Source organism: Sphingomonas taxi, assembly GCF_000764535.1.
GTDB classification, from domain to species: Bacteria; Pseudomonadota; Alphaproteobacteria; order Sphingomonadales; family Sphingomonadaceae; genus Sphingomonas; species Sphingomonas taxi.
In genome coordinates this window covers 60,738-85,468 of sequence record NZ_CP009572.1, presented here as the reverse complement: position 1 = coordinate 85,468, position 24,731 = coordinate 60,738, and the positions used below count along the sequence as shown (strand labels likewise).

General features: G+C 67.2%; 18 protein-coding genes and 1 pseudogene. 11 read left to right on the top strand and 8 right to left on the bottom strand.

What is annotated here, in order from left to right:
- Positions 1-22 precede the first annotated feature (22 nt).
- The gene (locus MC45_RS17920) at positions 23-1,201 is read left to right on the top strand and encodes a glycosyltransferase (protein WP_052075861.1); all 1,179 of its coding nucleotides are present in this window, start codon (positions 23-25) and stop codon (positions 1,199-1,201) included.
- 38 nt (positions 1,202-1,239) lie between these two features.
- Here the strand turns inward: MC45_RS17920 and MC45_RS17915 are convergent, their stop codons facing one another.
- The 3 genes from MC45_RS17915 to MC45_RS19425 form a co-directional block, all read right to left on the bottom strand.
- The gene (locus MC45_RS17915) at positions 1,240-2,448 is read right to left on the bottom strand and encodes an acyltransferase family protein (RefSeq protein WP_156143936.1); all 1,209 of its coding nucleotides are present in this window, start codon (positions 2,446-2,448) and stop codon (positions 1,240-1,242) included.
- A 99-nt stretch (positions 2,449-2,547) separates the two neighbouring features.
- Positions 2,548-2,970, bottom strand: coding sequence for a hypothetical protein (locus tag MC45_RS19430; protein ID WP_156143935.1), 423 nt, complete (start codon positions 2,968-2,970; stop codon positions 2,548-2,550).
- Positions 2,915-3,178 (bottom strand): hypothetical protein, encoded by a 264-nt coding sequence (locus MC45_RS19425; RefSeq protein WP_156143934.1) that lies wholly within the window; start codon positions 3,176-3,178, stop codon positions 2,915-2,917. The genes MC45_RS19430 and MC45_RS19425 overlap by 56 nt, the downstream gene beginning before the upstream one ends.
- Before the next feature lie 477 nt (positions 3,179-3,655).
- Between MC45_RS19425 and MC45_RS17905 the strand changes: the two genes are divergently transcribed.
- Positions 3,656-6,148, top strand: a complete 2,493-nt coding sequence (locus MC45_RS17905) for a TonB-dependent receptor domain-containing protein (RefSeq protein ID WP_041394073.1) — start codon at positions 3,656-3,658, stop codon at positions 6,146-6,148.
- Positions 6,149-6,186: 38 nt separating this feature from the next.
- Here the strand turns inward: MC45_RS17905 and MC45_RS17900 are convergent, their stop codons facing one another.
- Positions 6,187-6,657, bottom strand: a complete 471-nt coding sequence (locus MC45_RS17900) for a PilZ domain-containing protein (protein ID WP_052075860.1) — start codon at positions 6,655-6,657, stop codon at positions 6,187-6,189.
- A 574-nt stretch (positions 6,658-7,231) separates the two neighbouring features.
- Here MC45_RS17900 and MC45_RS17895 point away from each other — a divergent pair.
- From MC45_RS17895 to MC45_RS17885, 3 genes are all read left to right on the top strand, one after another.
- Positions 7,232-9,178 carry an oligosaccharide flippase family protein gene (locus tag MC45_RS17895; RefSeq protein WP_052075859.1) on the top strand — a complete coding sequence of 649 codons (1,947 nt, stop codon included), beginning with the start codon at positions 7,232-7,234 and terminating at the stop codon, positions 9,176-9,178.
- A gap of 717 nt (positions 9,179-9,895) precedes the next feature.
- Positions 9,896-10,876 (top strand): acyltransferase family protein, encoded by a 981-nt coding sequence (locus MC45_RS17890; RefSeq protein ID WP_041394071.1) that lies wholly within the window; start codon positions 9,896-9,898, stop codon positions 10,874-10,876.
- Positions 10,877-10,987: 111 nt separating this feature from the next.
- On the top strand, positions 10,988-12,289 hold the full coding sequence (locus tag MC45_RS17885) for a UDP-glucose dehydrogenase family protein (protein WP_041394070.1): 1,302 nt from the start codon (positions 10,988-10,990) through the stop codon (positions 12,287-12,289).
- Between the two features lie 43 nt (positions 12,290-12,332).
- Here MC45_RS17885 and MC45_RS17880 read toward each other — a convergent pair whose 3' ends face one another.
- From MC45_RS17880 to MC45_RS17865, 4 genes are all read right to left on the bottom strand, one after another.
- Positions 12,333-13,397, bottom strand: a complete 1,065-nt coding sequence (locus tag MC45_RS17880) for a glycosyltransferase family 2 protein (RefSeq protein WP_041394069.1) — start codon at positions 13,395-13,397, stop codon at positions 12,333-12,335.
- A 249-nt stretch (positions 13,398-13,646) separates the two neighbouring features.
- Entirely contained in the window at positions 13,647-14,621 is a 975-nt protein-coding gene (locus tag MC45_RS17875; protein WP_041394067.1) for a UDP-glucuronic acid decarboxylase family protein, read from the bottom strand.
- A gap of 36 nt (positions 14,622-14,657) precedes the next feature.
- Positions 14,658-15,656, bottom strand: coding sequence for a UDP-glucose 4-epimerase GalE (galE, locus tag MC45_RS17870; RefSeq protein ID WP_041394065.1), 999 nt, complete (start codon positions 15,654-15,656; stop codon positions 14,658-14,660).
- 143 nt (positions 15,657-15,799) lie between these two features.
- A complete protein-coding gene (locus MC45_RS17865; RefSeq protein ID WP_052075858.1) occupies positions 15,800-17,209 on the bottom strand; it encodes a hypothetical protein in 1,410 nt (469 codons plus the stop codon).
- A 309-nt stretch (positions 17,210-17,518) separates the two neighbouring features.
- Between MC45_RS17865 and MC45_RS17860 the strand changes: the two genes are divergently transcribed.
- From MC45_RS17860 to MC45_RS17835, 6 genes and pseudogenes are all read left to right on the top strand, one after another.
- Positions 17,519-18,547, top strand: a complete 1,029-nt coding sequence (locus MC45_RS17860; RefSeq protein WP_156143932.1) for a glycosyltransferase family 8 protein — start codon at positions 17,519-17,521, stop codon at positions 18,545-18,547.
- 174 nt (positions 18,548-18,721) lie between these two features.
- Positions 18,722-20,170 (top strand): lipopolysaccharide biosynthesis protein, encoded by a 1,449-nt coding sequence (locus tag MC45_RS17855; RefSeq protein WP_137899946.1) that lies wholly within the window; start codon positions 18,722-18,724, stop codon positions 20,168-20,170.
- A 37-nt stretch (positions 20,171-20,207) separates the two neighbouring features.
- Positions 20,208-20,541 (top strand): annotated as a pseudogene (locus tag MC45_RS17850) (YnfA family protein).
- Positions 20,542-20,852: 311 nt separating this feature from the next.
- On the top strand, positions 20,853-21,353 hold the full coding sequence (locus tag MC45_RS17845) for an RNA polymerase sigma factor (protein ID WP_041394062.1): 501 nt from the start codon (positions 20,853-20,855) through the stop codon (positions 21,351-21,353).
- Complete coding sequence (locus MC45_RS17840) at positions 21,350-22,306, top strand: FecR family protein (protein WP_052075856.1); 957 nt, start codon at positions 21,350-21,352, stop codon at positions 22,304-22,306. The genes MC45_RS17845 and MC45_RS17840 overlap by 4 nt, the downstream gene beginning before the upstream one ends.
- Positions 22,303-24,690 (top strand): TonB-dependent receptor, encoded by a 2,388-nt coding sequence (locus MC45_RS17835; protein ID WP_041394060.1) that lies wholly within the window; start codon positions 22,303-22,305, stop codon positions 24,688-24,690. Before MC45_RS17840 ends, MC45_RS17835 begins: the two co-directional genes overlap by 4 nt.
- Positions 24,691-24,731: the final 41 nt, after the last annotated feature.

Here is a 24,731-nt window from a genome sequence, read left to right as displayed (position 1 = left end):
TTTTGCAACAGGACCCTATTCGATGACCGTAGACCCCACGCCCGGCGAGAGCATCCCGGCCCGCCCGCGCAAGGTGGCGATCGTCCATTACTGGCTGGTGACGATGCGGGGCGGCGAGCGCGTGCTCGAGCGGATCTGCGATCTCTATCCCGACGCCGACATCTTCACCCATGTCGTCGACGAGAATGCGCTGTCGCAGACGCTCAAGCGCCATCGCATCTTCAGCACCTTCATCAGCAAGCTGCCGCTGGCGAAGACGCAATATCAGAAATACCTGCCGCTGATGCCCGCCGCGCTCGAGGCGCTCGATCTGAGCGCCTACGACCTCGTCATCAGTTGCGAGGCCGGGCCGGCCAAGGGCGTCATCACCCGCCCCGACGCGGTCCACGTCACCTATTGCCACTCGCCGATGCGCTACATCTGGGATCAATATCACGCCTATCGCAAGGCGAGCGGCAAGCTCGCCGGCCTCTACCTGCGGCTGGTCGCGCCGCGGATGCGCGCCTGGGACCGGATGAGCGCGTCGCGGCCCGACGTCATCATGGCCAACAGCCAGTTCGTCCGCCGGCGCATTGGCAAATTCTGGGGCCGCGAGGCGAGCGTCGTCTATCCGCCGGTCGACGTCGACATCTTCCAGCGCAGCGACGCGGTCAGCGACGAATGCGTCTGGATCAGCCAGCTCGTCCCCTACAAGCGCCCCGACATCGCGGTCGACGCCTTCACCCGCAGCGGCCGCAAGCTGCACGTCATTGGCGACGGCCCGATGCTCGAGACGCTGAAGGCACGCGCCGGCCCCAACGTCCGCTTCACGACGCGGATGCGCTTCGACGAGCTGCGCGCGGCCTATGCGCAGGCGCGCGCGCTGATCTTCACCGCCGAGGAGGATTTCGGCATCATCCCGGTCGAATCGCAGGCCGCAGGGCGACCGGTGGTGGTGTTCGGCCGTGGCGGTGGCACCGAGACGGTGATCGACGGCGAGACCGGCATCCACTTCCACGAGCAGAGCGCGGAGTCGTTGATCGCGGCGATGGAGCGGTTCGACGCCTGGCTGCCCGGCTTCGACCCCGAGGCGGCGATTGCCAACGCCAGCCGCTTCGCCCGCGCCAATTTCCTGCGCGACTTCGCCGCGGAGGTCGCGCGCGCCGAACGGCTGGTCGCGGCCGACAGCGTGCTGGCGTCGGCGGAGCCTGAAGCGCGCTGACGGAAGGCGGAGACGGGTTTACGCGGGCCTGATGGCGCTCAGGCCGCGACCCGGCCGAGGTGCGCCGTCAGCAGCTTGCGGACCGGCCGGTCGTACACGCGGATCGCGATGGCCGATGCGACGACGGCGAGGATGATCCCCATCAGCGGCGGCAACAGGGGATGGATCGATCGCACCACGTCGATGTGCGGCGCATTCTTGACGACGCGCAGGATCGGCTGGTGCAGCAGGTACAGCGGATAGGATAGTTCGCCCAATGCCTTCAGCCACGGCGCAAGGGCTGCCGCAGGCGCGGTGCGGGCGCCAAGCACGACTAGCGCCGGCAGGCACACCAAGGCGATCACGGCGTCGGCGATCGCCTGCGAGGCGATCGGAAAGAGCAGGAGCGCCGGCAGCGCGATCAGCGGCAGCCATGTCGGCACGCCGCTGCGGCGGTGCAGGCCGAGACGGAAGATGGCGACGCCGGCCGCGAACGGGAATGTCACGCGCACGAAACCGGCCGCAAAGCTCCACCAGCTATCGAAGCCGACCAACTGCATGCCGTCGAACGCATAGCAGATCGCGACATAGCCCAGCGCCGACAGCAGCAGCAGGGCGCCGAAGGACCGCGCCGACAATCGCGGCGACAGCGCATAGACGATATTGGCGATGACCTCGAAAAACAGCGACCAGATCGGATTGTCGCTGGGATAGGCCTGTTTCCTGAAGAAGAATCCGGCGGGGATCAGGAGCATGGTCCCGATCGTGATGACCGTCGGCACGATGATGCCATCCTTGCGCCCGGCGATCAGCACAAGGCCGCCAAGCAGCGCTCCGATGAAGATCATCGGATACAGGCGAATCCACCGCAGCTTGGCGAACGTCGCGAGCCGCATGCCCGATGCCAGCCGGCCCTCATAGGCGTAGGCGATGACGAAGCCGCTGAGGCAGAAGAAGAAATCTACCGCGAGGTACGAATGGTCGAGCAGCCGGCCGCCGATCATCAACTCCCTGGCGTGCAGCCCGGCCACGATCAGTGCGGCGATCCCGCGCATGCCGTCGAGCACGAGAAAATGCTGTTTGTGTCCCTGAACGATCGTCAACACGCATCCCCATAGTCGAGCGAGCGACCCGTAACATCGACGGTAGGGGACCGATGGCAGGGGTTTGACGATGGCGCGGGCCAGAAGGTCCGATCCTGCCACCGTCGTAATGCACACGGCTATAGGGGCATTCCCGCCGCTTGCAACGCTCCTGCCCGCCAGCAATTGCCGGCGTGCGGTGCGGCACGATGCCGTGCGTCCCGGTCGGATCGGGGTGAAACGCCGAGTCCGGTTTGGACAACGGCAAGTGCGAACGACGCAACCTCAGGGGCGACGCGCCGAACCGTTCGTGCGATCAGCGATCTCGTTCAGGTGCGCTGCCAGCGAACGACAATGTGCCGGTGACAGGAGAAGCGGAATATCGCCGACGATCTCGACCATGCCATTGCCGTCCGATCTCGCGAGTTTGAATATCAGGCCGATCCCGGTATCGGCTTCGACGATCTCCCATCCCTGCACCAATCGTGCCTGTATGGTCTTGATCTCGGATGTCATTCTGTTCTCTTCGTCGCAGTTCTGAACGTGATCGGGACGTTCGGCGGCAACCGGTGGCATTCGGTTGCGATCGGATGTCGTCCCATCTGGGGCACCGCAAATCTTGTTCGTTGTCATGATGATAGAAGGGGCTGGATCATGGATAACCATTGCGCCGGATTCGATCGGCTTCTTCGGCCCGATCACGCGCATGATCCCAAATCTCTGGCCCTGGCATGTCGATTGATGTTCGCTGAACATCCGATGGGCAGGCCAGCGTGAGATCTGCCGCGTGACCCTTGTCCGGTTCGTTGCGCAGCCAATCACGTGCGGCGCGCAGCGAAGACTTGAGGCGGTTCATGCCGCTGGCCACGATCGTTGTTTTCCCTTCGGAGTTCGGATTGCGGCCGTTGTCAAACAACCACAATGCGCCAATTGAACGCAGATCTTTAGAAAGTGCCGGCTAATCGCGGTACACACTGCATGATCGATCCAATGCGCACTTTGCCGGATCGACTCTATTGCAATCAGACTGCTGGTACTGCCGTCGTATGACGGTATTCTGACGATCCGGCTGAAAAATTCATTTTATTTGGTGATGCTTTCGATCGGGGGATGCCGGCTTATTGGCCTGTGATGCCGTCTATGGCCCCGTGAACCATCGTATCCGGGGTTCGGCTAGGTCTGCGCCGAACGGCTCCGACGGATGCGGTACGGCCGAGTGCATCCAGCCGCTTGAAATTTAGTCACCGCGAGGAGCGCTAACGTTCCCAAGAGCATCGACGTCGATGGCGGGCCGATCGCGGTTTCGCGCCTGGCCGATGCCCGATCGGCGTCGCCCGCCCCCTCTATAATTGATGCGGCCGAAGGAGGTTTCGGCGCCGCATGAGGTATTCGAATGAACGTTACGTCCCGTTTGCTGGTCGGTGTGGCTGCGATCGCGTTGATCTCGCAGGACGCTTCGGCGCAAACCACCGTGCCGGTATCCGATGCCCCGGCATCCGCCACGCCGGCATCCGCTGACGAGACCTTGCCGCCCGACAAGGACATCATCGTCACCGGGACGGCGCGCCCACGGCGCCGGCTGACCACCAGCATCTCGATCAGCGCGGTCGATGCCACCGACCTCGTCCGGCTCGCGCCGCTGGGCAGTGCCGATCTGCTGCGCAACATTCCCGGTCTGCGGTCGGAATCGTCGGGCGGCGAGACCAATGCCAATATTGCGGTGCGCGGCCTGCCCTCCGCCAGCGGCGGGGCCAAGTTCGTCCAGTTCCAGGAAGACGGCCTGCCGCTGCTCGATTTCGGCGACATCGCCTTCGCCACCGCCGACACCTTCCTGCGTCCCGATTACAACATCCAGCGCGTCGAGGTGCTGCGCGGCGGATCGGCGTCGACCTTCACCAGCAACGCCCCCGGCGCGGTGATCAACTTCATCAGCAAGACCGGCGACGTCGCCGGCGGGTCGATCGGCTTCAGCCGCGGCGTCGACTTCGACCGGACCCGGCTCGATGCCGATTACGGCGCACCGATCGGCCACGACTGGACCTTCCACGTCGGCGGCTTCTACCGCATCGGCAAGGGGCTCAGGAACACGGGCTATACCGCCGAGCGCGGCGGCCAGTTCAAGGCCAATGTCACGCGCAAGTTCGACAACGGCTTCATCCGGCTGAGCGTCAAGGTTCTCGACGATCGCTCGCCGCTCTACATGCCGACGCCGGCCCGCATCACCGGCACCGCGGACAAGCCGGTCTACGAGAGCTTCCCCGATTTCGATCTGCGGTCCGGCACGACCCTGTCGCCCTATTTCCGCAGCGACACCGCGATCGGTCATGACGGCAACCGGATCGCCTCCGACCTTGCCGACGGCTATCGCATCAAGACCCGCGGCGGTGGCGCGCAGGTGTCGTTCGACCTGGGCGACGGCTTCAATTTCAGCGACATGTTCAACGTCGCCAGCAATTCGGGCAGCGTCATCACCTCCTTCCCGGCGGATGTGGCGCCGCTAGCAACCTTGGCGGGCAGGATCGGCGAAGCGGGCGCGACGGTGGCCTATGCCAGCGGGCCGAACGCCGGTCGGGCGATCGCCGACCCGACCCGGCTCAACGGCAACGGCCTGGGCCTCTACGCGCTGACCTTCGGCGTCACGCTCAACGATTTAACCAATGCGACCAACATCCTGTCGCTGACCCGCGATTACCATCTCGGCGCCTTCAAGGGCAGCATCGCGCTCGGCTATTTCAAGTCATTCCAGAAGGTCAGCATGGACTGGCATTGGAACAGCTATCTCGAGGAGGCGAAGGGCCATCGCGCCGCCTTGCTCGACGTCTACGACAGCGCCGGCCAGCCGGTGACGCAGAACGGGCTGATCGCTTATGGCGAACCCATATTCGGCAATTGCTGCCAGCGCTTCTACGACGTCGACTATAATATCGACGCGCCCTATTTCGGCGCCAATTTCCAGATTGGCGGGCTCAACGTCGGCGGCAGCATCCGCTACAACATTTCGTCTGCCAACGGCTTCTATGCCGGCCCCAGCCGCCCGGGCATGATCGACGTCAACCAGGACGGGCGTATCCAGACGCCCGAACAGCGCGTTCCCGTTGTCGACCTCAACGCGGCGCAGCCCGTCGATTACCGCAAGTCCTACCTCACCTATTCGGTCGGCGTGAATTACGAGATCGTCCATGATGTCGCGGCGTTCGGGCGGGTGAGCCGCGGCGCGCGCTTCAACGCCGACCATCTGCTGTTCGGGGGCGGCGTTCGCGCGGACGGCAGCATCGCCGACGAGGTCGCGGTCAATTTCGTCGACCAGCAGGATCTCGGCATCAAGCTCCGCTCCGGTCCGCTCTTCGCCAACCTCACCGCCTTCCGCGCGCTCACCGCGGAGACCAACGAGATCGCCGTCCCGGTGCAGATGCTGGTCAAGAACCATTACCGGTCCTACGGCGTCGAATTCGAGGGCGGGTTCGACCGCGGCATCTTCCACCTGCTCGGCGGGGCGACCTATACCCATGCCCGCATTTCCGAGAGCGAGGTCGATCCGACGCTCGACGGGCACATCCCCTATCGCCAGGCCGCTATCGTCTTCCAGGCGACGCCGTCGATCGATACCGGCCGCTTCGTCGTCGGCCTGAACGTCACCGGCACGACGTCATCCTATGCGGGTGACTCCAATACGCTGAAGATGCCGGGTTACGTCCTGACCAACGGCTTTGCGTCGGTCGACGTGACGCCGACGATCCGGCTGGGGCTGAACGCGCAGAATCTGTTCAACGTGACCGCGGTTACCGAGGTCGGCCGTCCCCGGGACTATATTCCGGCGGATGGCATCGCCAGCGCGCGGACCTTCGCCGGGCGCAACGTGACCGCATCGGCGGTGCTGCGCTTCTGACGGTGCGGGGCGGGCGGGTCATCCCCCGCCCCCGACGCTCAGGTCAGCGCGAAATACAGGCCGGCTGCGACCGCCCAGCCTGCGGCGGCCGCGACCGTCGCGATCGCCAGCTTGGTGCGGCCCGAATAGGGTTCGACATAAGGTTCGGGAACGTGGTCGAGCAGCGACGGGCCCGCCGCGGTCGGGAAGGCGATCGGCGCGACCGGGCCGGCGGTGAGCGCGCGGGTCAGCATCTCCTGCGTGATCGGCGTGACGAACTCGCAGCCGTAGACGTCGCCGTCCTGGCGCGTCACCCGCGCCTGATGCACGCCGATGCCGGCGAAGCCGATCGACGCCTCGCTGCCCAGCGCCATCGCCGGGCCGCCCGACAGGCGGAAGCCGGTCAGCGACAGATCGTCGATCATCACGTCGTGGGGACGCGTCACCTGGTCGCGCAGTGTCGCGTTGAGCCCGGCCGGGAACCGTTCCGAGCTGCGGTCGTCACTGATGATCTGAGCAGTTATCGCCATATCGCACCCTAATCTTCTGGATATAGCTCTAAGCCAAAAAAGGTAAAGACAGTGTGAACGATGTTCACCGGCCGTACCAGCTTATTCGCAACCGTTGTGGCAACAGTGATGAACAGAAAGACCGCGACGATAACACTCATGGCCGATCCCGCGTGTCTGGACCCTGCCGGGACTGCGATCGCGCTATTGCAGCGCACGTGTCTTGCCGATCTGTTCTTGGTCAACAGGCGTTAACTATACCAGAGGCGGCGGGTCGGGTGCTGTTGCTCGGCCGTCGTCTGCATTCCTCTCCCGTCGGCCGCGGCGCGGCGCGCACCTGCATCGTGCTTATGGCCCCATATCAGGCCAGCGACGCGCCGAAAGCAATGGTTCAATGCGGGTGACAGACGATGAAGGAACCGCTAATCAATGCGCTAAGCGGCTGCGGCGCGGCTTGCGGTCCAGGATCACGTCGGTCCCGGTCCGTCGATGTCATCATCGGAGCAGAGAGTATTGGCGTTCGTTGCGGCCGTGCGCCCCGTCCCCGGGACACCCCTTTCTCTTGCGGCCCTTTCTCTTGCGGCGCGGTCCTGACGTGGCGCTAGGATCGGCGGGCGTCCCCGCCCCGGCCGCCGCCACCCGCACCACCGCCGTCGCGGCGACCGCCTCGCATCGCACCGCGCTCGCCTCGATCCTCGCGGTCGGCGGGCGATTGCTGTCGCGGCTGATCGATCTCGTCGCGCTGATCGTGCTGGCGCGGCTGTTGCAGCCCGCCGACTTCGGCCTGATCAGCATCGCGATGAGCCTGATCTTCATCGTCGAGGCGGTGATGGAACTGCCGGTGTCGCAGGTGCTGCTCGTCGAGCGCGACATCACCCGGACGATGATGGATACCGCCTTCACGCTCAGCGTGCTGCGCGGCGTCGTCCTGGCGATCCTGATCGGCGCGGCGGCCTGGCCCTTCGCGATGGTCTATGGCGACGCACGATTGCTGCCGCTGATCGCCGCGCTGGCGCTGGCGCCGGCGTTCCGCGGCATCAGCAATCCGCGGCTGGCGCTGTACAATCGCGATCTCGACTTCCGCCGGACCGTCGCCACCGAATTGCTCGGCAAGGTCGTGTCGCTGTGCGTGTCGATCGGCGTCGCGGTGGCGACGGGCAGCTATTGGGCGCTGGCGCTCGGCACCATCCTGTCGCCGGTGACGGCGTCGCTGATGTCGTTCGTCCTCGCCCCCTATCGGCCCACCTTCTCGCTCAAGGACTGGCGGCTGTTCCGCAACTTCCTGAGCTGGCTGAGCGGCGCGCAATTGTTCTCCGCCTTCGCCTGGCAGATGGACCGGCTGGTGCTCGGCCGGCTCGCGCCGACCGCGACGGTCGGCCGCTTCACCATGGCGGACAGTCTGGCGTCGATCCCCGGCCAGGTGCTGCTGACGCCGATCCTCGGGCCGCTGTCGGCGGGGCTGGTCGCGGTGCGCGACGATCCCGAGCGGCTGCGCCAGGCCTATCTCAAGACCTTCGCGGCGGTGGCGCTGCTCGGCTTTCCGATCCTCGCCGGCACTGCGTTGCTCGCCCATCCCGTCGTCAGCCTCGCGCTCGGCGCGAAATGGGATATGGTCGCGCCGATCCTGCAATGGCTGGCGCTCGCCGGCATTCCCGGCCTGTTGTGGACGCCGCTCAACGCGCTGGCGCTGGCGCTGCGCCGCTCGACGCTGATCTTCAACCGCCAGCTCACCGACTTCCTCGTCAAGGTGCCGTTGGTCATCGCCGGCGCCTGGTTCTTCCTGATCCCGGGGATCGCGGCCGCGCGGGCGGCCGCCGCGCTGGTGCTGGCCGGGATGGCGGTGCGCGCCGCGCGCGACGCCATCGAACTGCCGGTCTGGGCGCAGCTCAAGGCGATCCTGCGTCCGATCCTCGGTTGCCTGGTGATGGGGGCGGTCGTCTTCCCGGTGGCACAGCTGCTCCCGACCGATCTGTCGCGGCCGTGGCTGACGGTGGCGCTCGCCGCGCTCGCCGCGCTCGGCGCATTGGCGTTCGGCGCGACGGTGCTGCTGCTCTGGCAGGTCGCCGGCCGGCCGCAGGGCGGTGAATCGATGGTGCTCGGCATCGCCGCCAAGCTGCGCCGTCGGCGTGGCGGTGCCGCGGCGGGCGACGGCGCCATGGTGTCGCCCGCGCAGGAGGCGGCGCACGCCGATGCGCGCGACCAGATCTTCGCGCTCGCCACCGCCTCGACCAAGGTGAACGCCGAACCCGCCGCGGCGAGCGTCTATCGCATCCTCGATATCCTGATGCAGGCCAACCTCGTCCAGCCGACCGACAATCGGGCGATAGAAGGCGAGCAATATCAGCCGCGTATCACCCTGGTCTGCCAGAGGTGCGGGCAATCCACGCCGATCAGGGGCCATACCGCGGCGAATATCATCAGCGTTGCCGCCGGCGCCGCAGGGTTTCGCATGACCGCCAAGACGATCGAGGTCGACGGACATTGTGTACGCTGCCCGACCCCGTCGCGCCAAGTCGCCCGACCCTATCCGAAACGGCCATGATCCCTCGAAATGCCGCAGTGCCGTACATGAGCATTAATCCCGGATCGGGTCTGCCCATAGCCGGTCACCGCGAATATTGATCGTGCATTGCTCAAGGCGCGGATCGCGATCGCGCTATAATGGTCTCGACCGGTTCATGCTGTTTGAATGGCGCGGCGACCTTGATGCGTGCCTCGCGTTTATTTTGTATTTACCAAAACTGGCTTGGTCAAGTGTCGCTATTGGCCGCTATCGGGTCGAATGCTTTCCCATTGTTGAACACGGTACGAGGCGATTTGGCGTTGCATATCGCAGCGCATCATTGTTAGATGCGGCAACGCGTTCACGAGGGAGCCTTTGATTAATCGTGAGCATGTCGGTTCCTACCCTCATCATAATCGCGGCGCTGGTCGGATTAAGTCTGATCGTGGTTTTGCTGAACCGACGGTCGAGGCGCAGAAGGCGTCGCGCGTATCGCAATTATTACAAGGACTGACGCTGCCCGGTAGAATTACCGAGGCGATCCCAGTCGCTTAGCCGTTTATCGCGCCACCTTTCGCAAAAGCTTGCCGGTCCGTCGCCGGGTTATGCTAACCTTTGCCGCCAACCTGTTGGCGGTGCTTGGCATCTCCCCGTCCAGATCGTGCCGACACCGTGTCGGGCCGGTCCGGCCGCCGGTCGATGCGAGGCTTGAGCGGAAAGGGATCGGCCATCGCGACGGCAATCGACGCTTCCCCGGTGACGCCGCCAGACGGCACGATCCGCCTCGCCGGCATCGACCTGATGCGGCTGGTCGCCTTCGTCGCTGTGGTGCTGATCCATGCGGTGTCCAACGGCGCCCAGGACGCGCCGGTCGCGGCCGACGTGATCGCATTGCTGTCGCGCTTCGCCGTGCCCTTCTTCTTCGTCGCCTTCGGCTATTTCATGCCGCAACGCTCGCCCGAGCGGACCGCATTGCGCCTGCTCGTCAGGCTCGCGCCGCCCTTCCTGGTGTGGGCGCTGGTCTACATCCTCTATTTCCAGGGCTCGCTCGCCGAATTGCGCTCGCCGGCGATGATCGTGCGGCTGCTGATCACCGGTCTCGACGGCCAGCATCTCTGGTTCCTGCCCGCGCTGGGCGTCGCCGGCGTGCTGTTCGCCGTCGTGCGCAGCCGGCTCGGCTGGGGCGCGGTGCTCGCGCTGGCGCTCGTCTTCTATGCGCTGGCGTTCGCCTTCGGACCGTTGCGCCTGCTGCTTCATTTGCCGAAGCCGCCGTTCAACACACGCAACGGCCCCTTCTTCGGCCTGCTGTTCGTCACCGCGGGCGCGTGGCTGCGCGATCGCGGCCGTCATATTCCGCTACGCCTTGCGCTGGCAGTGTTCGCCGTCGCCGCGCTGCTGCAACTCGCCGAGGTCGCGGCGCTGGTCGCGGTCGGCACCATCCCCTTCCCGCGTTTCACCGACAACACGCTGATGACCATCCCTTATGGCATCGCCGCCTTCCTCGTCGCGCTGGCGATCCCGTCGACGTTCCGCCTGTCGCCGCTGTTCGCGCGGCTCGCGCGGCTCAGCCTCGGCCTCTATGTCGTGCACCTGCTGTTCCTCGACCTCGCGGCGCGCCTGCTGGGTCAGGCGACGCTCGCCGCCTGCCTCGGCAATGCGCTGCTCGCGGTGCTGGCGTCGGCGCTGTGCGTCTTGATCCTCGACCACATCCCGCCGATGCGTCGCCTGATCCGCTGATCCCTGCCCAAAATAGGACAGCAATCGCGCGTTCTCTAACCTTTCCCCTTTTGTTAGAGATCGTTGCACGCCGCATCGTTGCTGCGGCGGTCCCCCAGACGATGAGGCTCTATGCGTATTACCATGATCGGCTCGGGCTATGTCGGCCTCGTCTCGGGTGCCTGCCTGTCCAACTTCGGTCATGATGTGATCTGCGTCGACAAGGCGGCCGACAAGATCGCCGCGCTCGAGGCGGGGCGGATGCCGATCTTCGAGCCCGGACTGGACGCGCTGGTCGCCGCCAACGTCGCGGCCGGCCGGTTGCGCTTCACCACCGATCTCGCCGCGGCGGTGGCGGGCGCCGATGCGATCTTCATCGCGGTCGGCACACCCGCGCGACACGGCGACGGCCATGCCGACCTCAGCTACGTCTTCGCCGCGACCGAGGAGATCGCCGCAGCGGTGACCGGCCCGACCGTCGTCGTGACCAAATCGACCGTGCCCGTCGGCACCGGCGACAAGGTCGAGGCGATCCTGCGCGAGAAGCGCCCCGACGTCGCGGTGGCGGTCGTCTCCAACCCCGAATTCCTGCGCGAGGGCGCCGCGATCGGTGATTTCACCCGCCCCGACCGGATCGTCATCGGCACCGACGACGAGCTCGCGCGCAAGGTGATGCGCGAGGTCTACCGCCCGCTCTACCTCAACGAGAGCCCGATCCTGTTCACCGGCCGGCGCACGTCCGAGCTGATCAAATATGCGGCGAACGCCTTCCTCGCGACCAAGATCACCTTCATCAACGAGATCGCCAATCTGTGCGAGGCGGTCGGCGCCGACGTCCAGGACGTCAGCCGCGGCATCGGCCTCGACAACCGCATCGGCAAGAAGTTCCTGCACGCCGGCCCCGGCTATGGCGGCTCGTGCTTCCCCAAGGACACGCTCGCGCTGCTCAAGACCGCCGAGGATCACGACAGCCCGATCCAGATCGTCGAGGCGGTGGTCAAGGTCAACGACAGCCGCAAGCGCGCGATGGGCCGCAAGGTGATCGCGATGCTCGGCGATGCGCCGCGCGGCAAGACGGTCGCGCTGCTCGGCCTGACCTTCAAGCCCAACACCGACGACATGCGCGATGCGCCGTCGATCGCGATCGTCCAGGCGCTGCACGATGCCGGCGTGACGGTACGCGCCTATGATCCAGAAGGCATGGCCGCGGCACGCGCGACGTTGCCCGACATCACCTATTGCAGCGACGCCTATGACGCCGCGACGGGCAGCGACGCGGTGGTGATCGTCACCGAATGGGATGCGTTCCGCGCGCTCGACTTCGAGCGGCTGAAGCGGACGATGGCGGCCCCGGTGCTGGTCGACCTGCGCAACGTCTACCGCCCCGCCGAGATCGCCGCGCTCGGCTTCGCCTATACCTCGATCGGGCGGTGAGCCGGCCTGGCGCCGGTCCGGGCGGACCGGACCGGCGCCGCCCCTATTCGAACTTGCGGGTCAGCGACAGCATCGAGCGCCAGAACAGCGAGCGGTTGGTCTGGGTGCGCGCCTTGCGCACCTGGCGTTCGACCAGCCGGCGCGGCGCATAGCCGAGGAACGCCAGCCAGCCGAATCGCGCGACGCTGCCCGGCCAGCCGAACGGGTGGAGCTCGACCAGCCAGTGGACGGCGTCGGTCATCACCGTCTGGCGGCTGTCGGGCGGGCGCTTGTCCGGATCGGCGAAGCGCAGCGCCTGCATGCGATATTCGAGCGCCTGGAACGAGCGCAGCAGCGGCTGGCGGACCACGACGCCCTGCGTCTGCGCCGCGCTGACGAAGGCGCGTTCGAGCACCCGGTCGAACGCGAGCCAGCGCAGCGCGGTATCCGCGCTCCACGTCTTCTGCGAACTCGCCCAGGCGTTCTGGCCGTGGACGCGATAGCCGCCGAGCACTTCGCGCAGCGAGCGCACCGGCCCGTAGAGCGGCGCGAGCTTGCTGAGATAGCCGTCCGGCGACCGATAGACCGTCTTGGCATCGATCGGCATCACCCGGTCGAGGAAACCGCGGACGAAGACGTTGCCGGTCGACACCGTCCAGGGATACCAGCCCGAGCGCGCCGCGCCGCGCAACACGTCGTCGGCGGAGAAATTGGGCGGGAAATGCGGGAACGGCATGTTCTGGTCGGCGCCGGTGCGGTCCAGCGTCGCCAGCCGGAACTGCACCTTGGAATCGCCCGGCTGGAGCATCGCCAGCGCGCGGCGCAGGCAGTCGGGATGGATCAGGTCGTCGGCGTCGAGGAACAGCACCACCTCGCCAGACGAGGCGGCGTAGCCGGCGTTGACCGCCTCGACATGGCCGCCCTGCGCCTTCATCACCGCCCGGATGCGGTCGCCATAACCGGCGATGATCGCGGCCGAATGGTCGGTGGAGCCGTCGTCGACCACGACCACTTCGACATCGGCATGATCCTGCGCCAGCGCGCTGTCGATCGCGGTGGCGAGGAATTCGCCGTAATTGTGGTTGATGACGACGACGCTGGCCCGGATCGACGGCATCCCCTCAGTCATGCCGGCGATCCCGTTCCTGACGGATATGTAGTCCCGCGTCATGCGGCCGGCACAATACATACTGGTCTATCGTGCGCACGCCCGTTTTGGTCCTAACCGTTTAGCTCGCTGGATCGCGGCAACTTGCATGTTGTAGTAATGCTATGATTACCAACACCTTCAAGTCGCCTGGCTAAGCGATGATCCATGGCATGGCCGGCGCGGGATTTGCAAGCGTCACGCCACCACGGCGACGGTGATTTCGTCCTATCATGGATCGGCCCGCTGGTGCTGGGCGTATCCGGCGAGCTGAGCGTCGAAATAGGCGATCGTCTTCTCGAGACCCTCGCGCAACTGGATCTTCGGCTCCCAGTCGAGCTGTTGGCGCGCCAGCGTGATGTCGGGGCGGCGCTGGCGCGGATCGTCGGCGGGCAGCGGCATGTGGACGATCCTGGAGCGCGAGCCGGTCAGCTCGATCACCAGCGTCGCCAGCTCCAGCATCGTGAATTCGACCGGATTGCCGATGTTGATCGGGCCGGTGACGTCGTTCGGCGTGTCCATCAGCGAGACGAACCCGGCGAGCAGGTCGCTGACATAGCAGAACGACCGGGTCTGCTCGCCCGAGCCGAAGATAGTGATGTCCTGCCCGCGCAACGCCTGAACGATGAAGCTCGACACGACGCGCCCGTCATTGGGGTGCATGCGCGGCCCGTAGGTGTTGAAGATCCGCGCGACCTTGATCGCCAGGCCGTGCTGGCGGCGATAGTCGAAGAACAAGGTCTCGGCGCAGCGCTTGCCCTCGTCGTAGCAGGAGCGGATGCCGATCGGGTTGACGTTGCCCCAATAATCCTCGGTCTGCGGGTGGACGCTGGGGTCGCCATAGACTTCCGAGGTCGAGGCCTGGAAGATCTTGGCCTTGGTGCGCTTGGCGAGGCCGAGCATGTTGATCGCGCCGACGACGCTGACCTTGGTGGTCTGCACCGGATCGCGCTGATAGTGGATCGGGCTCGCCGGGCAGGCGAGATTGTAGATCTCGTCGACCTCGACGAACAGCGGGAAGCTGACGTCGTGGCGCATCAGCTCGAAGCGCGAATTGTCGCGCAGATGGTCGACGTTGCGCTGCGTGCCGGTGAAGAAATTGTCGACGCACAGGACGCGATGGCCGCGGGCGAGCATCATGTCGCACAGATGCGAGCCGAGGAAGCCGGCGCCGCCCGTGATGAGGATGCGTTTCTCAAGATGCATGATCGGTCCCCGAGGAGCGGATGGAGGCGGCCGGCGTCAGGATGACACGGCCTCGCGATGGGTCTTTACGTGCCATTGCCAGGCCGAGACGATGATGTCGCGCAAGGCCGAATGGCGCGCGGTGAAGCCGAGGTCGTCGCGCGCGACCGCGACGTCGGCGACGAGCTGCGGCGGGTCGCCAGGGCGGCGGTTGCCGGTCGGGGTGGCGAGCGGCCGGCCGGACACCGCGGCGATCGCGGCGAGCACCTCGGCGACCGAATGGCCGACGCCCGAGCCGAGATTGAAGATGCGCCGGCCGCCGGTGCCGGCGAGCAGCCGCTGCACCGCCAGCACGTGCGCGCGGGCGAGGTCGGCGACATGGATATAGTCGCGGATCGCGGTGCCGTCGGGGGTCGGGAAGTCGCTGCCGAACACCTGGAAATCGGGAAGATGGCCGAGCAAATGGAGGATCGCGCGCGGGATGAGATGCGGTTCGTACTCGCGGTCCTCGCCCAGCTCGCCGTCGAGGTCGGCGCCGCTCGCGTTGAAATAGCGCAACGCGACGAAGTCGAGCCCGTAGGCGGCGGCATAATCGGTGAGCATCCCTTCGCCGATGAGCTTGGTCCGGCCATAAGGATTGACCGGTGCCGGCATCGTGTCCTCGGAGATCGGCAACGTCGTCGGGTCGCCATAGACCGCGCAGGTGCTCGAGAAGACGATCCGGCCGCATCCTGCCGTGCGCATGCCGGCGAGCAGGCCGATCATGCCGCCGACGTTATTGTCGTAATAGCGCGCAGGGTCGGCGACGGATTCGCCGACATAGGCGTCCGCGGCGAAATGAATCACGCCCTCGGCGCCGTGATCGGCGATCGCGCGGGCGACCGCAGCGGCATCGCGGACGTCGCCCTCGACCAACGGTCCCCAGCGCACGCGCGCCGGATCGCCCAGGCTGAGATTGTCGTAGGTGACGGGCAGGAACCCCTCGGCCGCGAGCACCTTGCAGGTATGGCTACCGATATATCCCGCCCCGCCGGTTACCAGAATGCGCCTGCTCATGCGTTGGATCTTCCTGTGCTACGGCCGTGAGATCAAAGGTGGATTACCCCGGATCAGGACAGGATTAACGATCGGGTGTTGATAACAGGTATGTACACCGGCGCCACCCGGCGCGGTGCCGCCACCCGTATCTCGGCCCGGCCTCAACGCTGCGCCACGGCATTGGCCTGCACGCGCGGCGCCCGCGGCACGCGTCGCCGGCGCGTCGCCACCGGGATCAGCGTCGGCAGCGCGGTGGTGATCGCGAACAGCGTCGCGTTGAACGCGCCGAAATCGACCAGCGTGCCCGCCACCGCGCTGGGGACGAGACAGACCGCGAGGCTGTAGCGCGCACCGATCACTACCCGGCGGATCTCGTCGCTGGCATTGCGCAGGCTCAGCGTCAGCAGCCGCAGGAAGAACAGCGCCATCAGCAGGCCGCCGATGACGCCGGTGCTGCTCAGCACGGCGACCGGCCAGCTCGATGCGCGGGTCGATCCGACGCCGACGCCATAGCCGCCGGTGGCGACCAGGCCTTCGAGGCTGACGAGGTTCCAGCTGCTGCGCTCCGAATAGGAGCTACTCGACGTCTTCTTGAAGATCAGGCTGTCGACGAGTTCGACCGCGCCGTTGAACATGCTCGGCGTCGCCACCACCAGCGCCGCGACGATCAGCCCCGCGGCGCCGATGACGAGCAGCTGGATCAATGCCCGCTTCTCGTCGGCGGGATGGCGCAATGCCATGACGTTGGCGACGACCGCGAAGACGCCGAGGATACCCAGTCCCAGGAAGGCGGCAGACGAGGTCGACAGCACGGTGAACGCGATCAACGCGAGCGCCATCGGCGTCTGGATCTTGGCATAGATGCCGCCCAGCGCCTCGCCGATCCGCGTGAAGTAGATGATGGCACCGAACGACAGCACCAGCGCGCCATAGGCCGAGGCTTCGGTGTTGAAGCCGATGACGCGGCGCATGCCGCCGACGTCGTCGCCATCCATGATGACATAGGTCGCGGTGCGCAGCGGCGCGAGCATGCCCGAACCCGCGGTCGCCATGTCGATCATCCCGGCGATGAGCGCCATCGCGCCACCGACGAAGATCGCCTGATAGACCATGCGCCGCGTGTCGGTCTGCAGCAGCAGCTGGTAGATAGAGATGGTGATCGCGAAGGCGGCGAGCAGGTAGAGCGGCTGGGTGATGTTGCCCGAGCCGAAGCCCAGCGGGCTGCGCGTGATGTTGTTGAGCCCCATGATCGGCGCACCGTGGAACAGGAACGGCGCGGTATAGGTGACCATCAGCCCGTAGACGATGAAGGCGGTGAGCAGGCCGAGCTTGTTATAGTCGAGCAGCCCGTCGATCAGCAGGTGCGGTTTGCGGCAGGCGATGAACGAGCGGATGCAGAGCAACGCCGAACAGGCGGTGTGCGGCAGAAAGGTGGTACCGCCGGTCAGGTTGACGGGCAGGATGGCGAGCGAGCCGAAAGCGAGGCTGGCGAAGAACAGATACAGCGTCCAGCGGATACCCGACACCGCCGCGGCGAAGAACAACAGCCAGAAGATTGCTAGAACGACCATTGCAGACCCTTATCGGGGCGCGGGACCATCGCCTGACCGCACCCTTCCCGAAGAAGGCGACGCCGTCGCACGATGGACGCGCACCGTCCGTCGACCTGATAGCAGGCAACAAAACCGTAGCATCGCCTGTCGCCCAAGGCTATCCTCGTGGGCCGAACCCGTGCCAAAACGGGCGCTTACTAATTATTGACCTGCGTCGACCATAGGGGGACATGAACGCGGCGCGCCGCGGGATGCCCGTCGTGCCATGCTGGTCGCGACGTGAGGTCGGCCCGGCGCCGGCCCGATGCGCCAGTCAGGAGTGTACCGGTGAACAAGCTAACCCTGGGGACACCCGAGTGTGACAGGCCGGGGATCACCCGGGTCATCACCTTCGTGAGCGACCGCGGCTATGTCGGCCAAGCGATGATCGCCGCCTCGCAGCTCGCCGCGCAGCCCGATGTCGTCGCGATCGCCGACATCATCATCTATCTGATCGACATCCCCGACGAGGAACAGGCGGCGATCCAGGCGGCGCTCGGCGGGGCGCGGTTCAACTTCCGCTTCCTCGACAGCCGTCGCTTCATCCCCGACAGCGTCGACCGCCTGCCCGACCTGCACTGCCCGAGCTCGACCCTGGGCCGGCTCGCGGTCGAGGCGGAGATCCCGGCGCAATATGAGACGGTCATCTATATCGACGGCGACGTCCAGATCGTCGGCCCGGTCGCGCCGCTGATCGCGCACGACTGCCCGCCGGGCACGTTGCTGGCGGGGGCCGACCGGCTCGACAACGGCGGCCGCTACGCCAATCCGCAATCCTATCTGAAGGGTATCGGCATCGACCGGGTCGCGGATTATTTCAACGCCGGCGTGATGATGGCACAGCGCGAGGCGTGGCGGACGTTCACGACGCAGGCGCTGCGCTTCCTCGCCGAGAACCCCGAACGCTGCAAGCATCACGACCAGAGCGCGCTCAACGCGGTGGTCGGGTCGCAGCGCGAGATGATGCATCCGCGCTACAATTATTCGACCTGGTTCCGGCTCGCCGATCTCGATCGCTCGCTCGGGCCGCGGATCGTCCATTTCACCGGCCCGGTCAAACCGTGGAACACCACCAACGGACCGTGGGACCCGAGCCACCGCCAGGTCTATGTCGATTTCCTCAAGGACTATCCGTATTTCGCCAAATATCTCCGGATCGATTCTAGCCGGAACATCGACCCTAAATATCTCACCACGTCGGTGCGGATGCGGGCGCGACGGATGGCCAAGGCGGCCAAGGAGGCGGCCGAGCACCGCTGGCAGGCGGTGCTGCTCAAGCGCTTCCTGCACAGGACTTTTTTCACGCCACGCGATTGAGTAGGACGCGCCGACGTGCGCCGCCCCGATCGCCGGGCGGCCGCCGGGGCTGCGGGGAGCGGGCCGGCACTGGATGATAAGGGTGGCATTGCGGCGATGACGGACAAGTCAGGGGGCGGTCCAGGGGCCGGACCAGAGCGTGGGCCGGGGGTTGGCAGCCGGACGGCGGGCAGCGTGGCGTGGCTGATGGCCTCGCGGCTGATGGCGCGCGGCATCGACTTCACCACGCTGATCGTGCTCGCGCGGACGCTGTCGCCGCAGGATTTCGGCCTGATCTCGGTGGCGATGACGCTGATCTTCATCGTCGAGGCGGTGTCCGAACTGCCGATCGTCCAGTCGCTGGTCCGGCTCGACCAGATCGGCCGCAGCCATCTCGACACCGCCTTCACCATCGGCGTGATCCGCGGCGCGATCCTCGCCATCGTCATCGCCGGCGCCGCCTTTCCCTTCTCCTGGGCCTATGCCGATCCGCGACTGGTGCCGCTGATCCTGTTCCTCGCGCTGTCGCCGATCGCGCGCGGGCTGCAGAGCCCGGCGATGGTGCAATATGCCCGCCGCATCGACTTCCGCCGCGATCTCGTGATCGAGATCGTCAGCAAGGTGTTCGGCTTCTCGGTCGCGGTCGTGCTCGCGATCACCACCCACAGTTACTGGGCGATCGCCGCGGGCACCGTCGTCACGCCGCTCGCCAGCATGGTGCAATCCTATTGCTTTGCGCCGTTCCGGCCGCGGCTCGGCCTGTCACAATGGCGCAGCTTCGCCGGCTTCCTCGGCTGGGCGAGCCTCGCGCAGGCGCTCGCCGCGCTGAGCTGGCAGTCGGACAAGCTGATCCTCGGTCGCTTCATCAGCAAAGGCGACCTCGGCCATTTCTCGATGGCGGCGGATCTGTCGTCGGTGCCCGAACAGGTATTGGTGACGCCGGCGATGCGGCCGCTGATGGCCGGCTTCGTGACGCTCAAGGATTCGCGCGAGCGGATGGCGCGCGCCTATCTGCGCATCTCGCAGACGCTGCTGACCATCGCCGCGCCGGGCATGATCGGGCTCAGCCTCGTCGCCGATCAGGTCGTGCCGGTGGTGCTCGGCGGCAACTGGATCTCGTCGATCCCGATGCTGCGCTGGCTCGCGCTCGCGCCGGTGTTCGTCGTCTGGGTCTCGCCGCTCGATCCGATGGCGATGGCGATGGGCCGCACCTCGATCTTCCTGCGCCAGCGCCTCGTCGAGATCGTCATCAAGCTGCCGGTGCTGGTGGCGCTGATCTGGTATTATGGCGTTATGGGCGCGGTGATCGGCCGGGTCCTCACCAATGCGACGATGATGCTGGTGACGATGGGCTATGTCCGCAAGCTCGTCGGCCTCGGCATCGTCGCGCAAGTGCTCGCGCCGTGGCGGATCGCGCTCGCCACCGCCGGCATGGCCGCAGCGATCCTGCTGCTCCCCGATGCGATGCGCCAGTCGCTGTCGCTGGTCGCGGTGATCGGCACCGTCGTGCTCGGCGCATCGGTCTACGGCGCGATCCTGCTCGGCTCCTGGGCGGCGGTCGGCCGTCCCGAGGGGCCGGAGAGCATGGTGGTCGACCGGCTGTCGCAGATCGGGCGGCGGTTCGGGCGGCGCGGCCCCGCATAGGCCACCGGAGGCCTTTGCCATGAGCGCGAACGCAACGATGACGGCCTTTGCATTCCTTGCGGCAGCGCTGGCCGAAATCGCCGGATGCTTCGCCTTCTGGGCCTGGTTGCGCCTCGGCAGATCGATGTGGTGGGTCGTCCCGGGCCTGCTGTCACTATGCCTGTTCGCCTCTCTGCTCACGCTGCCAGCCATGGCGCAGGCGGGGCGCGCCTATGCTGCCTTATGGCGGCGTCTACATCGCATCGGCGGTCGTCTGGCTGTGGCTCGCCGAAGGCACGAAGCCGGATCGCTGGGACGTCCTGGGGGCGTGCGTGTGCCTTGCCGGCGCCGCGATCATCTATTGCGGACCACGCGTCGCGTCCGGGACCTGACCGCAGCCTTCTGCGAGGGGGCAAGGCCGGCGGCTCCAAGGGTTTGCCCGTCCGACTCCGTCTCGGTTGCTAAAGACCGGGAAAGACCGACAATGCGCCTCGACGAGGGTCTGCAAGACAGGACGGATGAATGGGACGAGGCGCGGCCGATCGCGGCTTGCGCGGCGGACAGGTGCGTTCCCCCGCTGGACGACACCGCCGATGACGTCTCTCCCCCGCGTACCGGAGCGGACCACGGCAAACATGGCTTCTCCTGCCAGGCCTCTCCGATTAGACAGCGGCATCTTCCAACGCGGACGACCCGTCACACCATGCCGCCGAACGGCCTTGAAGCAGTCTATCTGGACAATCGTGACAAGCTGCTTCGTTTCCTCCGGGCACGTGGTGCGGGCGAGGCTGCCGAGGATCTCGTCCATGACCTCTGGCTCAAGGTGGCGGGGCGCAGCGACGGACCGATCGCCAATCCCGTCGCCTACCTCTATCGGGCCGCCGATCTGCTGATGATCGACCGCTATCGCTCGCTGCGGCAGGCGGAACGGCGCGACCAGGCGTGGCACGACGGACAGCAGGATCATCCCGCGACCGCCCCGACCCCGGAACGCGAGGTCGGCGCGCGGCAGGAGGCGGCGAAGGTCACGCAGCTCCTGCGCAGCCTCGGCGATCGCAAGACGACGATCTTCCATCGGGCGCGCGTCGAGGGGGTGCCGCAACGGGTGATCGCTGCGGAGCTCGGCATCAGCCTGAGTACGGTGGAGAGCGATTTGCGCGACGTGACCAGGGCCTTGGTCAAGCTGAAGGGTGAGATACGATGAGCGCGTTCGGACCGGGCGCCGCAGGACATGCCGTCGACGGCGTCGCCTTGGACTGGGCGCTGCGGATGGCCGAGCCCGATGCCGATTGGGACGCCTTCACGCACTGGCTCGAAGCGGACGCGGGGCATGCGGAGCTGTACGATCGCGCGGTCGCCGCTCTGGCCGCCGCGACCGAAAGCGTCGCGCGGACCGTCCCGACGCCGCCACCCGCCGCGAATGATCCCGAGCCGGTCATTGCCGAGCCTGTGCAGCGGCCGGCACGCGGCATCTGGCTCGCCGTCGCCGTCGTGCTGGTCGGATTGTTCGGTTTCGGTTTTTGGCGCGAACAGGATCGATCCTATACGATCGCCACCATGGCGGGTGAACGGCGCAGCATCGCGCTTGCCGAAGGCAGCAGCATCGAACTGGCCGGCGGGTCGCGCGTCCGGCTCGATCGGGCCCGGCCGCGTCGCGCCACCGTCGAGGCGGGCGAGGCGCTGTTCCGGGTGCGCCACGACGCCGGCGCGCCGTTCCACGTCGATGTCGGTGGCCTTGCGCTGACCGATCTCGGCACCGTGTTCGACGTGCGGGTGCTGGGCGCGCGCAAGCAGGTCGCGGTCGGCGAAGGCGCGGTGATGGTCGACCCCAAAGGCGCTGCGCTCCGCCTCGACCCCGGTCAGGGGGTCGTCGCCGATGGCGACACGTTGCGGCGGACGCGGACGGACGTCGCCGATGTCGGCGCCTGGCGCGACGGCCGCCTCGCCTATGACGGCGCGACGATGGCGGAGGTCGCCGAAGACCTGTCGCGGCAGCTCGGCTGGCGCATCACCGCCGCGCCGGCGGTCGCCACCCGGATCTTCAACGGCACGCTGGAGACGCACGCGTTCCGCAACGACCCGACGCTGCTCGCGGCGCTTCTGGACGTCAGCGTGCGGCGTAACGGCGACGGTTGGACGCTGGATCTGCCTCGGTGAGGCGCGGGACGAGCGGCATCGCCGCCTGCGCGCTGCTCCTCGTCTCGCCCGCGGTTCGCGCCGAGACCCTGTCGATCAACCTGCCCGGCGGCACCGTCGGGCAACAGGTGACCGCGCTCGGCCGTCAGGCCCGGATCAGCATCGTCGTGCCCGACGCATCGCTCTGGTCGCGCGCGGTCCCCGCATTGCGCGGACGGTTGTCGGCCAAGGCGGCGCTCGCCGCGATCGCCGCGCGCGCGCATGCGCAGGTCGAGCCGATCGGCGCGCAGAGCTGGCGGCTGCGCCCCGCGCCGCCCGCCGCACCCCGTCCGCTGCCCCGCCCGAAGCCCCCGTCGCCGCCACCCCCCGCGCCGCAGCCCGACGGCGACATCGTCGTCACCGCCAGCAAGCGCGATACGACCCAGGACAATTTCGCTGGCCAGGTCTCGAGCATCCCGGGCGGCGAGCTGGAGCGCGGCGGTGCCGGCGGCACGGATCGCCTCGTCCAGCGGCTGACCAGCGTGACCTCGACCTATCTCGGCGCCGGCCGGAACAAGCTGTTCATCCGCGGCATCGCCGATTCGAGCTTCACCGGTCCGACCCAGGCGACGGTCGGCCAATATTACGGCGACCTGCGTCTCAGCTACAACGCACCCGATCCCGACCTGCGCCTCGCCGATCTCGCGGCGGTGGAGGTATTGGAAGGCCCGCAGGGCACGCTCTACGGCGCCGGATCGCTCGGCGGGCTGATCCGGCTGGTGCCCAATCCGGTCGCGCTGGACCGTGCCGTGGGATCGGTGGTGGTCGGCACGTCGGCGACGATGCATGGCGGTCCGGGGCTGGACGCGCAGGCGGTGCTGAACGTGCCCGTCGTCACCGACCGGCTGGGCGTGCGCCTCGTCGCCACCGACGCGATCGAGGGCGGCTATATCGACAAGCCGCTGCTCGGCCGCGCCGACGTCAATCGCACCCGCATCGAGGGCGGGCGGGCGACCGCGCACCTCGAGATCGGGTCCGGCTGGAGCGCCGAGCTGATCGGCATCGGCCAGCGGATCCACGGTGCGGACAGCCAATATGCCGATCGCGACGGCGCGCCGCTGACCCGCCTCGCCCCGGTCACCGAGGGCTTCCGCGCCAATTACGGTCAGGCACAGGCGGTGATCGCCGGTCAGATCGGCACGGTCCGGTTCCGCTCGACCAGCGGCCTCACCGCACACGACCTGCTCGAACGCTATGACGCGACGCCGCCCGGCGGCCCGCCCCGCCTGTTCGTCCAGGCCAATCGGACGCGGATGCAGGCGAACGAGACCCGCGCCTGGCAGAGCGCCCCGGACGGATCGGGCTGGCTCGCCGGCATCAGCTACGTCCACAATCAGACCCGGTTGCGCCGCCTGCTCGGCGCGCCCGACGCGCCCGCGCCGACCACCGGCGTCGTCAACAGCGTGCGCGAATGGACCGCTTATGGCGAGGGCAGCATCCGTCCGCTGCCCGGCCTGCTGCTCACCGGCGGCCTGCGCGCGACGCGGTCGACGCTGGACGGCAGTCCCGAGGATGTCGCCACCACGGCGCGTGACGGCGAGACGGCGCAGCGGTCGCAGACGATCGTCCTGCCGGGCGCCTCGGCGCTCGTCGACGTCGCCCGGCGCACCAAGCTGTTCCTGCGCTACCAGCAGGGATTCCGTCCGGGCGGGCTGGCGATCGAAAGCGACTATGTGCGCCAGTTCCGCAACGACCGGGTGGCGACGATCGAGGCCGGGGTGCGCCATGGCTCGCCGCTCGCCGATCTCAGCGTGACGGTCGCGCGGGCGTCGTGGCGCGACATCCAGGCCGATTTCATCGACGGCCTCGGACTGCCGAGTACCGCCAATATCGGCAACGGCCGGTTGTGGACGGTGGAGGCGACCGGCACGCTGCGCCCGGTCGGCGGCCTGCGCCTCGAAGGCGCGGTGTCGTACAACGACGGTCGCATCGAAGAGCCGTCGAGCCGGCTGCTCGCGCTGATCGCGACGCCGGAACTGCCGCCGGGGGCGGCGGCCACGCGCGCGCAGGCCTCCGCCCGGCTCGAACAGATTCCCAATATCGCGAAGGTGACCGCGCGGGCCGGGGCCACCTACCATCACGATCTCGGCGCGGCGGGGCTGACGGTCGACGGCTGGCTGCGCTACGTCGGGTCATCGCGGCTCGGCGTCGGGCCGGTGCTCGGCCAGCGGCAGGGCAGCTATCTCGATACCGAGGTCACCGCGCGGCTGGCTTTCGCGCGCTTCGGCGTGACCGCGGGGGTGAGCAACCTGCTCGACACGCGCGGCAACCGCTTCGCGCTCGGCACGCCGTTCGCCACCGGCCGCGATCAGGTCACGCCGCTGCGGCCACGCACCTTCCGGATCGGCCTCGACACGCGTTTCTAGATCGGGCGTCACCGGCGCGGCGGGCACGCTCCGGAAAAATT

Excerpts from the sequence above, each read along its gene's own strand:
- MC45_RS17920 (WP_052075861.1), top strand. The coding sequence starts at position 23 with ATGACCGTAGACCCCACGCCCGGCGAGAGCATCCCGGCCCGCCCGCGC.
- MC45_RS19430 (WP_156143935.1), bottom strand. The coding sequence starts at position 2,970 with ATGCGCGTGATCGGGCCGAAGAAGCCGATCGAATCCGGCGCAATGGTT.
- MC45_RS17905 (WP_041394073.1), top strand. The coding sequence starts at position 3,656 with ATGAACGTTACGTCCCGTTTGCTGGTCGGTGTGGCTGCGATCGCGTTG.
- MC45_RS17900 (WP_052075860.1), bottom strand. The coding sequence starts at position 6,657 with ATGGCGATAACTGCTCAGATCATCAGTGACGACCGCAGCTCGGAACGG.
- MC45_RS17885 (WP_041394070.1), top strand. The coding sequence starts at position 10,988 with ATGCGTATTACCATGATCGGCTCGGGCTATGTCGGCCTCGTCTCGGGT.
- MC45_RS17880 (WP_041394069.1), bottom strand. The coding sequence starts at position 13,397 with ATGACTGAGGGGATGCCGTCGATCCGGGCCAGCGTCGTCGTCATCAAC.
- MC45_RS17875 (WP_041394067.1), bottom strand. The coding sequence starts at position 14,621 with ATGCATCTTGAGAAACGCATCCTCATCACGGGCGGCGCCGGCTTCCTC.
- galE (WP_041394065.1), bottom strand. The coding sequence starts at position 15,656 with ATGAGCAGGCGCATTCTGGTAACCGGCGGGGCGGGATATATCGGTAGC.
- MC45_RS17865 (WP_052075858.1), bottom strand. The coding sequence starts at position 17,209 with ATGGTCGTTCTAGCAATCTTCTGGCTGTTGTTCTTCGCCGCGGCGGTG.
- MC45_RS17845 (WP_041394062.1), top strand. The coding sequence starts at position 20,853 with ATGCCGCCGAACGGCCTTGAAGCAGTCTATCTGGACAATCGTGACAAG.
- MC45_RS17840 (WP_052075856.1), top strand. The coding sequence starts at position 21,350 with ATGAGCGCGTTCGGACCGGGCGCCGCAGGACATGCCGTCGACGGCGTC.